We start from the raw sequence: 11,909 nt of genomic DNA, 5'->3' as shown, positions 1-11,909 counted from the left end.
GCCAGCTTTGCGGCGAAGACGGCGGCACATTCAACATGGATGTTGACTGACAGATCGCTTTCGCTGGCAAGCCAGCTCCTACAGGGGGGATGTGTGTGAATCGCCATCCTCGTATTTTCAAGGTGATCCCATGTTACTCATCGCGTTCCTGGGCGGCATATTGACCGTTCTCAGTCCCTGCATCCTGCCGGTCGTGCCGTTCCTGTTCGCCGGGGTCGACCGCACCCGGTCCTCGATTCTGCTCACCCTCGGCGGCATGGTCCTGACCTTCGCCCTGATCTCCAGCCTGGCGGTGGTCAGCAGCGAGTGGGTGGTGCAAGCCAACGACACCGGCCGGCACGTGGCCCTGATCGTGATGGTGCTGTTTGCCCTGTCGCTGATTTCCGCGCGCATCGGCGGTTGGCTGGCGCGTCCATTCGTGCTGCTCGGCAATCGTATCGACCCTGAGACCCGCAGGATGTCCGGCCCGCTGAGCTCGGTGATGATCGGCGTCGCCACCGGCCTGCTGTGGGCGCGTGCGCCGGCCCGATCCTCGGCGTCATCCTCACCGGCGCCATGCTGCAAGGCGCCAATGCCCAGACCAGTCTGTTGCTGGTGGCGTACGGCCTGGGCAGCGCGTTGTCCCTGGGCACCCTGATCTTCGCCGGTCGCGGCCTGGTCAATCGCTTGAAAGCGTCGATCCCGGTCACCGGCTGGCTGCGTCGGGGTGCCGGTGTGGCCGTGCTGGCCGCCGCGGCGGTGATCTCCACCGGTGCCGACAAGACATTGCTGGCCGGCACCTCGTCCGAAGGCCTCGGCAGCCTCGAGCAAGGAGTGCTGGAAACCGTACCGAAAGTGGTCGATTACTTCGTCAGCAAGGTCAAGGCCGACTCGTCTATGGATAACGCCAAAGGTGCCATGCCATCGCTCTCCGGCGCGGTCGAATGGCTCAACTCGCCAGCACTGACCAACGAGTCGCTGAAAGGCAAAGTGGTGCTGGTGGATTTCTGGACCTACGACTGCATCAACTGCCAGCACACCCTGCCGTACGTGAAGGACTGGGCGAAGAAGTACGAGAAGGACGGCCTGGTGGTGATCGGCGTCCATACCCCCGAATACGGCTTTGAACGCATCATCGCCAACGTCAAGGATCAGGTGAAGAAGCTCGGCATCACCTACCCGGTGGCGATCGACAACAACTATGCGATCTGGCGCAACTTCGACAACCAGTACTGGCCCGCTCACTACCTGATCGACGCCAAGGGCCAGGTACGTTTCACCCACTTCGGTGAGGGTCGCTATGAGACCCAGGAGAAAATGATCCAGCAGTTGCTGGAAGAGGCCAAGGCCGACGCCAAAACCCTCGCTCCAGCTGCTTGAAGCTTGATTCAATGGCTCACAGGCTGCGCGCCGTGGGCCATTGGTTTTTTCTCCTGACTGCGCCGCCACGCCGCCGGGGGCGCCCCGAACTCACGACGGAATGCCCGGCTGAACGCCGTGTCGGTCTGGTAACCCACTTCTTCGGCAATCCGCATCAATGAACTGTTGCTGCTGCGTAACAGGTTCGCCGCCAGCAACATCCGCCACTGCGTCAGGTACTGCATCGGCGAAATCCCTACCAGTAGCTGAAAGCGCTCCGCCAACACCGATCTTGAGGTGCCGGCGGTGCGCGCCAGCTCTTCCAGCGTCCAGGCATGACAGGATTTATTGTGCAGCGCATTCAGGGCGGCGCCGACGATCCGGTCGTTCACGCCCGCCAGCCAACCGGTCCGGCCTTCGCCCTGTTCGTGCATGTACAGGCGCAACACCTCGATGAACAAAACCTCGGCCAGCTTGGCCAGGACACCTTCGCCGCCAGCGCGGGGCGAGCGGGCTTCGGCCAGCGCGTAACGCACCGAGGATTCCAGCCAGATCCCGGCATTCGAACCACGTACGTTGACCCTCACTATGGGCGGCAACCCGGTCAGCAGCATGCCCGCCAGCCGTGTGTCGCACGCCAGATAGCCGCACACCAGGCGCGTGACCGCACCACCTCCGCCATAACTCAACTGCCGGGGTCGGCGCGCCAGCACCACATCCAGTCGGGAGCCGGTGGCGGGCGTAAGTCCCGGCCTGGAACTCATGCGATGGGCGTCTCCCTGGGGAAACACCACCACGTCGCCCGCCGTCAGCAGAAGGGGCGGATCAGCACCCAGCTCGACGTAACACTCGCCTTCGGTGATCAAGTGAAAGATCACCACCCGTTCGGCGCCAGGCTCCAGGAAGGGCGCCGCGGTGTCGGCGCTGGGCGACTGGTAGCACCAGGGTGCGGTGAACCTGGCATGATGAAGATCGCGCCGACCAGGCGGACGACGCGCAGGGTCTGGGACAGGGCGTCCATGATGGTTTTCCCCTGTGTTCGGGGGCAGCTTTTCAAGGGTGAGCTTGATTGTGAGCCCGTGGCGGCAGAAGGTGAAATCTCCGGACGATCGGACAGGGTTGGCCGACGATCGGGCAGGACGCCGCCGTTCCCCGGCGCGATAGTTGGCACACAGGGTCAGCCGACCCTGTCATCAATAATAAGAATGAGAGGTTGCCATGCCGAAGTTCGTCATAGAACGCGAGATTCCAGGCGCTGGAACACTGTCAGAACGGGATCTGAAAGCCATCTCGCAAAAGTCCTGCAGGGTCTTGCGCGATCTGCCGGAAGTACAATGGCTGCAGAGTTACGTCACCGGCGACAAAATCTACTGTGTGTACATCGCGCCGAATGAGGAGCTCATCCGGGAGCATGCCAGGCAGGGTGGTTTCCCCGCCAACAGCGTATCCCAGGTCATGAACATCATCGACCCCACGACGGCGGAGTAATCGAGCGCCCCGTTGCCGGTCCATTGTTCCAACCCGCCAGAGACAGTCTCCATGAGTACACCCATTGATCTTACTGCCCTGAAAAACCGTCAGATGGCCTCCTGGGCCAGCGGCGACTATGCCGTGATCGGTACCACGTTGCAGATCGTCGGCGAGGAATTGGCCGAAGCCTGCGACCTGCTCTGCGACGAACGCGTGCTCGACGTGGCCGCCGGCAATGGCAATGCGACGCTGGCCGCCGCACGCCGTGGTTGCCATGTCACCTCCACCGACTACGTGGCCGCGCTGCTCGAACGCGGCGAAGACCGGTCCAGGGCAGAGCGCCTGGAAGTGACATTCCAGGTGGCCGATGCCGAGGCGTTGCCTTTCGACGATGCCAGTTTCGACGCCGTACTGTCGACCTTCGGTGTGATGTTTACGCCGGACCAGGCCAAGGCCGCCGCGGAACTGGCGCGGGTCTGTCGTCCTGGCGGCCGGATCGGCCTGGCCAACTGGACGCCCGAAGGCTTCGTCGGCCAGATGTTCAAGACCCTGGGCCGGCATCTGCCGCCGCCACCGGGGGCGCAACCGCCTTCGAACTGGGGCACCGAGGCCTGGCTGCACTCGCACTTCGATGAGCGCGACTTTCTGCTGCAGGTCACGCGCAAGCATTTCAACTTCCGCTACCGCTCGGCCGCGCATTTCATCGACACGTTCCGCACCTGGTACGGCCCGGTCCACAAGGCGTTCGCGGCACTGCCCCCCGAAGGTGCACAGGCCTTTGAAGCTGACATGACCGAGTTGCTGAACCGCTTGAACCGGGCGGGAGACAAGTCGCTGGTGGTGCCGAGTGAGTACCTCGAGGTGGTCATCACAAGGCGTTGAACCTGGTTAACACGGACAATGTAGGAGCTGGCTTGCCAGCGAAAGCGATCTTTCAGTCACATCAATGTTGGATGTGCCGCCGTTTTCGCTGGCAAGCCAGCTCCTACAGGGGCCGTGTGCGTCGCAACTATTCATCCAGCCGCTCGGTATACACCACCCACACACTGCACGGCATCTTGTACAGCAGGTGCTCCACCGTGCTGCCGATCAGCCGGCCCAGCCCGCGATGGCCGACCCGCCCCATGACAATCACGTCGGTGTCATAGGCCTCGGCAAAGCGGATCAGAACCTTGCCCGGACTGCCCATGATCATGTGCCGCTGTTCCGGCGAGATGCCGTTGCGCTCGGCCAGTTCGTGGAAGGCGTCTTCCTGGTAGTCGTACAGGGTCTTGGCCTTGCCCGACGAGAAAAACGCCGACCCGTTGTCGAAGCCGAACTCGTCCGCACTGATCGAGGACAGATCGTAGGCATACACCACGTCGAGCTCGGCGTTGCAGGCGCTGGCCAGTTTCGCCGCCTCATGCAGGATCCGATCGTTGAAGGTCTTGTAGTGATCGTCGCGATGGAAGGGATCGACCGCGGCGACGATCTTGCGTGGCAAAGCGTGCACCGCGTGGCTGACGAAGTGTAAAGGTACCGGACACTCACGCAGCAAATGCACATCGAGCGGGGTGAACATCAGCCGAGACCACAGTGATTCATGCTCCAGCGCCTTGATCAGCACGTCCATCGGCTGCTCCTTGAGGTGCAGCAGGATTTCCTTCAGCGGGCTTTCGACCCAAGCCACCTCGGTGGTGACGTGCACACCGATCTTGCGCAAGGGCCGGGCCTGTTCCTCCAGCCACTGCCGATGGCGATCGACGTAGCCCAGGCGCATCTGCTCCAAAGCCTTTTCGTTGACCAGACTGGCAGTCGCCAGCCCCTCCAGATAATCGAAAGCGACGATGTGCAACGCCGCATCTTCGGCCTTGGCCAACGCCGCGGCGCGGTCGAAGGCGGGGCTGTGTTCCATCAGGGGCGAGGCGACCAGCATGAATCGTGATTGCTCAGACATGACAAACCTCCCGTGGGTTGACGAGCAGGTGGCGGCACCGCTGTAACGACCAGGGGTTGCGACCTTGCCACCCGATGTGCAGTCATTTCATAGCCATTCAATCCCTAAGTATTGACCATGATCAACCTCCCGTCCGTCAACCTGGCGCAGGCTGCGGTTCGTGCTGAACTCATGTGCACGCGCACACTTGGGAGAATTGCCATGGCAACCATGAAAGCCGCGATATTCGTTGAGAAAAACCGCATCGTGCTCGACGACAAGCCGATCCCCGAAGTCGGGCCGCTGGACGCGCTGATCCGCATCACCACCACCACTATCTGCGGCACCGACGTGCACATCCTGCGGGGTGAGTACCCCGTGGCCAAAGGGCTGACCATTGGTCACGAACCGGTGGGCATCATCGAGCGGCTCGGTTCTCAGGTGCGTGGCTTTGTCGAGGGGCAAAGGGTGATTGCCGGCGCCATCACCCCCAGCGGGCAAAGTTATGCCTGCCTCTGTGGCTGCGGCTCACAGGATGGCGCGGACACCCGCCACGGCTTCAAGGCAGCCGGCGGCTGGAAGTTCGGCAATACCATTGATGGCTGTCAGGCCGAATACGTGCTGGTGCCGGATGCGCTGGCCAACCTGTGCCCGATTCCCGACGGCCTGCGCGACGAACAGGTGCTGATGTGCCCGGACATCATGTCCACCGGTTTTTCCGGCGCGGAGCGGGGCGAGGTCAGCATCGGCGATACCGTTGCGGTTTTCGCTCTCGGGCCAATCGGCCTCTGTGCCGTGGCCGGTGCGCGTCTCAAAGGGGCGACCACCATCATTGGCGTCGACGCCGTGCCCGAGCGGATGAGCGTAGCGCGACAGTTGGGCGCGACCCATGTGATCAACTTCAAGGACGGCGACGTGGTCGCGCAGATCATGGCCCTGACCGATGGTCGTGGCGTTGACGTGTCCATCGAAGCGCTGGGCACCCAGGGTACTTTCGAGTCAGCGCTGCGGGTGCTGCGCCCGGGTGGCCGTTTATCCAGCCTGGGGGTTTACTCCAGCGACCTGCGTATCCCGCTTGATGCCTTTGCCGCGGGCCTGGGGGATCTGAGCATCGTCAGCACCCTGTGCCCCGGTGGCAAGGAGCGGATGCGACGGCTGATGGCGGTGGTGGAAAGTGGCGGGGTCGACCTGTCGCCGCTGGTGACGCACAGGTTCAAGCTCGACGATATTGAAGCGGCCTATGAGCTGTTTGCGCATCAGCGGGATGGGGTGATGAAGGTGGCGATAACACCCTGAAGCCGTCCAATCCAACGCAAACCCCCTGTAGGAGCTGGCTTGCCAGCGAAGACGATCTGTCAGTCACATCAATGTTGAATGTGCCGCCGCCTTCGCTGCGGTGCGGCGATCCGACAAGCCAGCGCCTACAGGGGGATTTTTGGGGGTTGTGGTAGCTAAACGACCTTGGCGCCGCGGGCTTTCAGCAGTTCGCGCAATACGGAGCGATGGCAGTGCGCCTCTTCCTCGCAATAACAGCCGACAGCCAGCGAGGTTTGATGGGAGAGGGCGGCCAACAGATCCAGCAATTGGCTTGGCGCCGGGTGGTTCATTTCAGCCTTGAACTTGCGCCGAAACGCCTCCCAGGCCTTTTCGTCCTCGGCGGCTTTGGCTTGTGCGACCAGTTCCGCACTGGGCGACAGCAGCGGCTGCCACACATCATAAAAATCCCGGCTGGCAAACTCAGCCTTTGGCACGCCCCGGGGCGGGCGGCGTACCGTGCCTATCCGCAGGCCTTCATCGGGCAGGCGCGGGGTGCCGAGCCGGACGATATGAATGGGCATGGCGGCCTACCTGTGCCGCGAGGTGTCAAACCATTCCATCGCCGTGCGCCAGATGCAGATCCCCAGGAAATAAGCCGACATCAGCAGCCAAAGACCCATCACCAGCGGGTTGATCACCGGGTGATTGACCACCAGCGACAAACTGCACAACAGCCAGATGGCCGTCACCGCGATGTTGATCGGCATGAACCGGCGCACGCGGAACGGGTGCAGGAACTTCATCCGGGTCACGGTCAGCAGCGCCAGGCCGATGACGGTGAGCAGGGTGATCCACGGTGATGGGGCAATGATGTACAGGCAGAGGGCGACCACGTTCCAGGCGGCGGGGAAGCCCTGGAAGTAGTTGTCCTTGCTTTTCATGTTGACGTTGCAGAAGCAGAACAGCGACGAGACCAGGATCAGCGACACGGTCAACAGCAGCGTGTAGTCCGGCAACGGGATGTAGCGATAGATGAACAGCGCCGGGATAAACACATACGTCAGGTAGTCGATCACCAGGTCGAGGACCGAGCCGTCGAAGCTCGGCAGTACCGACTGGACATTGACCTTGCGCGCCAGCGCGCCGTCCAGCCCGTCGACGATCAGCGCGACGCCCAGCCACAGCAGGCAGTTGGCGGGTTGGTTTTCCAGCAGCGCGAGGGTCGCGAGGAAGGCGGTGACTACGCCCGTGGCGGTAAAACCATGGGCGCCCCATGCTTTGAGCCTGGCGATGTGTAGAGTCGAAATCACGGGGGCGTTCTCCAGAAAGTGCAGCAAGCCGGTCATCACCCACTCTATCGGGGGCGGCGGCAAACCTGGTCGGGTTGCAGGTATCGACCGGGAATCCGGGAATAAGGTTCACCACTCATGAATCTTAGCTGCGCCACACGAATATACCCCGGATAAATCCGGGGTACGGGTTGGAACCGGAGGCCGTCTGTCTGCGGACTAAAGGGCTGCCTCCGGATTGCGACCAAACACCCGGCTGTATTCGGCTTTGGCGGTCTGCTCGGTAAACTCTCCCGACCATTTGGACACTACCACCGTTGCCACGCTATTGCCGATTGTGTTGCAAGTCGCAATGGCCATGGACATGAAGCGGTAGACGCCAAACAGTAAAGCCAGGCCCTCGACAGGTAGCACCCCGATGGCGGTTACCGTAGCGGCAAACACCACGAAGCTGCCACCGGACACCGCTGCTGCACCTTTGGACGTCACCAGCATGATGGCGATGGTGCCCAGCTGTTGCTCCCAGCTCATCGGCACCCCATAGGCGTTGGCGATGAATAGCACGCACAGCGACATGTAGATCGAGGTGCCATCGAGGTTGAAGGCATAGCCGGTCGGCAATACCAGCCCGACGCTCTGCTTGGAGCAACCGAATTTTTCGAGCTTTTGCAGCAGTCGTGGCAGGGCGCTTTCCGAGGAAGCTGTGCCCAGGACGATGAAAATCTCATCCTTGATGTACTTCAGGAACCGCCACAGGCTGAACCCTGACAATCGGCAAACCACGCCCAATACCACGAAGATGAAGAACGCAATACAGACATAGAACATCAGCACCAGGTTGGCCAAGGACATCAGCACGGCAGTGCCATTGGCGCCTACGGCATAGGCCACGGAACCAAAGGCACCGAGCGGGGCGAACTTCATGATCAGGTTGATGAACTCGAAGAAGCACTCGGAGATGCGGCTCAGCCCGTCTTCAATGACACTGCGACGCTCGGGTTTCAGCGCGAGCAGGGCGAAGCCAAACAGCACCGAGATCACCAGCACTTGCAGCAATTGACCGCCCGCGAACGCGCCGACGAAGTTGTCCGGGAAAATCCCGTAGATGAAGTCCATGGTTGACGCCGGCGCATGGCCCTTGGCAACGGCGGAGCTGGCCGCTGCGGCAGTGGCACTGCTGGGGTGTGCGTCGTGCATGCCGGACCCGATGTTCAACAAATTGCCCCATAGCAGTCCGAGAGCCAGCGCGATGGTGGACACTACTTCGAAGTAGATCAGCGCGCGTAAACCGACTTTGCCGACCCGCTTGATATCACCCGCCGAGGCGATGCCATGGACCACGGTGAAAAACACCAGGGGCGCGACGGCAGTCTTGATCAGCTTGAGAAAGATATCGCCGAGGATCTTGAACTTGGCAGCCAGCTCCGGGGCCAGGAAGCCGAAGGCAATCCCCAGCACCATGGCGGCGATAACCTGAAACGTCAGATCCTTGTAGAAGGGTTTCTTGTTGAGGGTGGTCATGTCTGCGATCTCGTTGTTGTTATTGGCGAGTGGCGGGCAGAGGGGGCTCGATCATGGCGAGCCCCTTGAGGATCAGCGCTTGACTGAACCCTCTCGTGCCAGGGCGATATCGACCATCTGCGGGGCCAGTCCCAGGTAATTGGCCGGATCGGTCAGGCGCTTGAGCTCCTCGATATCCAGTTGCGCCGTGGCTTCGCCTTGAGCGAGCAAGGCGTCGAGCAGGCTGGTGCCTTCGTCGTTGGCCGTGCGGCAGGCGGCATAGACCACGTCATGGGCCACCTGACGGCCCAGTGCCGGCGCGAGCCCCATCATCACAGCTTCAGCGACGATCAGGCCCTGGGTCATGTCGAGGTTTTTGCGCATGCGTTCGGTGCGCACTTCCAGCCCGGCGAGCATGAACTTTGCCTGACCGAGGGACGCGGCACTCAACGCGAAGGCTTCCGGAATGGCGATCCACTCGGCCTGCCATGGGCCGGTCGAACGCTCGAAGTCCTGGATCATGGCGTCGAGCATCAAGCCCGCGTGCTGGCGTACACCTTTGGCCGCGGCGTACATCAATTCGCAGGAAATCGGATTGCGTTTCTGCGGCATGGTGCTGCTGGCCCCCCGACCCTTGACGAAGGGTTCGTACACTTCGCCCAACTCGCTGGTCATCATCATCATCACATCCAATGCGATTTTGCCCAGGGAACCGGTGACCAGTCCGAGGAAGTTCAGGGTTTCGGCAAGACCGTCCCGGGCGACATGCCAAGTGGCTTGCGGTATGCCCAGTCCGAGCTCGGCCATCAAGGCTTCCTGGACTTCCAGGCCTTTGTCACCCAACGAAGCCAGCGTGCCCGCCGCACCGGCGAACTGGCCGACTTCCACCCGTGGGCGCAACTCCACCAGGCGTTCGGCATGACGGTCGAACATGCTCAGCCAGACCGCGCATTTGTAGCCGAAGGTGATCGGCAGTGCGTGCTGCAGGTGAGTGCGGCCGGCCATCGGTGTATCGCGGTAGCGCTGGGCCAGGTCAGCGAGCAGACCTCGGACGGCCTGGATGTCGCGCTCGACGATCGCCAGCGCCGCGCGGACCTGCAGCACCACGGCGGTGTCCATGATGTCCTGGGTGGTGGCACCCCAATGGACATAGCGACCGGCTTCACCACAGGTTTTCGACAGTTGTTCCACCAGCGGCAGAATCGGGTAGCCGACGATTTCAGTTTCGTGCTGCATCAGCACCATGTCGAGCGAGGCGTAGGTCGCGAGTGCTGCGATCTGCTCGGCAGCGGCGGCAGGAATCACGCCGCAACGCGCTTCGGCCCGGGCCAGGGCCACTTCCACTTCGATGTAGCGTTCGATCAGGGCTTGGTCGGAAAACACGCCACGCATCTCGGCAGTGCCGAACATGTCGCGGAAGAGGGCGGAGTCGAAGACGGTGCTGGACATGAGGTATTCCCGAATATGTTTGTTATTGATCGGACATATTTAATATGTCCGTACATAATTCTTACGTGCTCGCTGATACACTGTCAACTCGGTAAATCCTCGGGACTGATGAAAGGTATGAACCAGACGCGCTATGCGGTCGTTGCAAAAGACTTGTTGGAGGGGATTTCCAGCGGGCGCTACCCGGTCGGGTCGCTGTTGCCCACCGAGTTCGAACTGTGCGAACTCTATGAAGTGAGCCGACACACGGTGCGCGCGGCCATTACTCAACTGCAGAATCAAGGCCTGGTTTCCCGGCGCAAAAGGGTCGGTACCCGCGTTGAAGCGTCCTCACCCAAGGGCGGCTATTCGCAATCTTTGGCCTCGGTGTCTGACCTGGTTCATCTGGCCGAAACCCAGGTCCGCAGCATCCAGAGCGTGCATCACTTTGTGGCCGACATTGCCTTGGCCAAACGACTGGGGCTGGAGCCCGGCGAGCATTATTTTTGCGTGTCGAGCATTAGGGTCGACCAGGAAAACCTGCGCGCACCGCTGTGCTGGACCGACGTTTACGCCCAGGACCTCTATTCAGAGGTGATCGAGTTGGCCGAGCAACATCCGGACGAGCTGATTGCCGCGCTGATCGAGCAACACTACGGTCGGCATATCGATGTGGTGGATCAGCAGGTCCGAGCGGTCCTGCTGACACCCGAGATTGCCAAGAGCCTGAATGCCGAAGCCGGCTCTCCCGGGTTGAACATCATTCGCCAGTACCGGGATGAGGAGGGTGCGTTAATGGTTGTGTCGGAAACGGTCCATCCCGAGGATCGATTTACCTTGGTCACGCAGATGAAAAGGGAACGAACTTCGGCTTAGCGTCGGGTTTGCAACCGGGGTTCGTGTCAGCCAAACGGTGGTGGCACATTTGCCTGCGAGGACTATCGTTGCCTGACTGGATCACTCCAACAAAGAGGATGCCGTCATGAACACCAGCGATCTGCTCGAACAACTACTGCGCGGTGCCGGCCAGAGTTCGACGCCGCAGCAGGGCGGCCGTAGTGCTTCGGCCCAGGGCGGGCTTGGCGACCTCGGCGGGTTGCTCGGCGGCCTGTTGGGCGGTGGCACCGGTTCCAGCGCCGGCGGCGGTGGGCTGGGTGGCTTGCTCGGTGGTTTGCTGGGCGGCGGCTCGTCCTTGGGCGGTACGACCCGGTCGCGATCCGGTGGCGGCACCAACTACGCCGCGCTGGCGTCGCTGGGAATGATGGCATTTCAAGCGTATCAGGCCTGGCAACGCAGCCAGGCCGCGGCACCGCAACAGGCTCCGCGCACTGTAGACCTGCTGTCTGGCCCGGAAGTCGAAGACCACAGTCACGCGATCCTGCGGGCATTGATTGCGGCGGCCAAGGCCGATGGCCGGATCGATGATGCCGAGAAACAGATGATCAGCACCGAGATCGGTCGTCACACCGATGATCCGCAGTTGCAGCAATGGCTGGACGATGAAGTCGCGCGGCCGCAGGATGCCGCCGATGTGGCGCAGTCGGCCACGGATCCGGGCATGGCGGCGGAAATGTATCTGGCCAGTGTGATGCTGGTGGACGATCAGCAGGACGCCGAGCGCAGTTACCTGGATGAACTGGCTGCGGCGCTGGGTATTGATCCGGATTTGCAGGTGCATCTGGAGCAACAGGCCAAGGGTGGCGTCGCCTGAA

General features: G+C 61.8%; 10 protein-coding genes and 2 pseudogenes. 6 read left to right on the top strand and 6 right to left on the bottom strand.

Annotated elements, in window-relative coordinates:
• Positions 1 to 130 precede the first annotated feature (130 nt).
• Positions 131 to 1,359: pseudogene (locus BZ163_RS08400) on the top strand (cytochrome c biogenesis protein DipZ).
• Between the two features lie 8 nt (positions 1,360 to 1,367).
• Here the strand turns inward: BZ163_RS08400 and BZ163_RS08395 are convergent.
• Positions 1,368 to 2,359, bottom strand: a pseudogene (locus tag BZ163_RS08395) (AraC family transcriptional regulator).
• A gap of 197 nt (positions 2,360 to 2,556) precedes the next feature.
• On the opposite strand from BZ163_RS08395, the gene BZ163_RS08390 reads away from it, so the two are divergent.
• On the top strand, positions 2,557 to 2,826 hold the full coding sequence (locus tag BZ163_RS08390) for a DUF4242 domain-containing protein (RefSeq protein WP_128870553.1): 270 nt from the start codon (positions 2,557 to 2,559) through the stop codon (positions 2,824 to 2,826).
• A gap of 51 nt (positions 2,827 to 2,877) precedes the next feature.
• Positions 2,878 to 3,690, top strand: coding sequence for a class I SAM-dependent methyltransferase (locus BZ163_RS08385; protein ID WP_128870552.1), 813 nt, complete (start codon positions 2,878 to 2,880; stop codon positions 3,688 to 3,690).
• Between the two features lie 127 nt (positions 3,691 to 3,817).
• Here the strand turns inward: BZ163_RS08385 and BZ163_RS08380 are convergent, their stop codons facing one another.
• Positions 3,818 to 4,744 (bottom strand): universal stress protein, encoded by a 927-nt coding sequence (locus BZ163_RS08380; RefSeq protein WP_128870551.1) that lies wholly within the window; start codon positions 4,742 to 4,744, stop codon positions 3,818 to 3,820.
• 201 nt (positions 4,745 to 4,945) lie between these two features.
• On the opposite strand from BZ163_RS08380, the gene BZ163_RS08375 reads away from it, so the two are divergent.
• The gene (locus tag BZ163_RS08375; protein WP_128870550.1) at positions 4,946 to 6,019 is read left to right on the top strand and encodes an NAD(P)-dependent alcohol dehydrogenase; all 1,074 of its coding nucleotides are present in this window, start codon (positions 4,946 to 4,948) and stop codon (positions 6,017 to 6,019) included.
• 155 nt (positions 6,020 to 6,174) lie between these two features.
• Here BZ163_RS08375 and BZ163_RS08370 read toward each other — a convergent pair whose 3' ends face one another.
• From BZ163_RS08370 to BZ163_RS08355, 4 genes are all read right to left on the bottom strand, one after another.
• A complete protein-coding gene (locus BZ163_RS08370) occupies positions 6,175 to 6,561 on the bottom strand; it encodes a DUF488 domain-containing protein (protein ID WP_128870549.1) in 387 nt (128 codons plus the stop codon).
• Positions 6,562 to 6,567: 6 nt separating this feature from the next.
• Entirely contained in the window at positions 6,568 to 7,290 is a 723-nt protein-coding gene (gene pcsA / locus BZ163_RS08365) for a phosphatidylcholine synthase (RefSeq protein ID WP_128870554.1), read from the bottom strand.
• A 198-nt stretch (positions 7,291 to 7,488) separates the two neighbouring features.
• A complete protein-coding gene (gene dctA, locus BZ163_RS08360; RefSeq protein ID WP_128870548.1) occupies positions 7,489 to 8,790 on the bottom strand; it encodes a C4-dicarboxylate transporter DctA in 1,302 nt (433 codons plus the stop codon).
• Between the two features lie 72 nt (positions 8,791 to 8,862).
• Positions 8,863 to 10,218, bottom strand: coding sequence for an adenylosuccinate lyase family protein (locus BZ163_RS08355; RefSeq protein WP_128870547.1), 1,356 nt, complete (start codon positions 10,216 to 10,218; stop codon positions 8,863 to 8,865).
• Between the two features lie 117 nt (positions 10,219 to 10,335).
• Between BZ163_RS08355 and BZ163_RS08350 the strand changes: the two genes are divergently transcribed.
• Entirely contained in the window at positions 10,336 to 11,073 is a 738-nt protein-coding gene (locus BZ163_RS08350; RefSeq protein WP_128870546.1) for a GntR family transcriptional regulator, read from the top strand.
• Positions 11,074 to 11,179: 106 nt separating this feature from the next.
• Positions 11,180 to 11,908, top strand: coding sequence for a tellurite resistance TerB family protein (locus tag BZ163_RS08345; protein ID WP_128870545.1), 729 nt, complete (start codon positions 11,180 to 11,182; stop codon positions 11,906 to 11,908).
• Position 11,909: the final 1 nt, after the last annotated feature.

It is taken from the genome of Pseudomonas sp. VI4.1 (assembly GCF_002029345.1).
GTDB lineage: Bacteria > Pseudomonadota > Gammaproteobacteria > Pseudomonadales > Pseudomonadaceae > Aquipseudomonas.
Note: the sequence above shows the minus strand (reverse complement) of the source record. Positions and strands in the feature narration are given on the sequence as shown.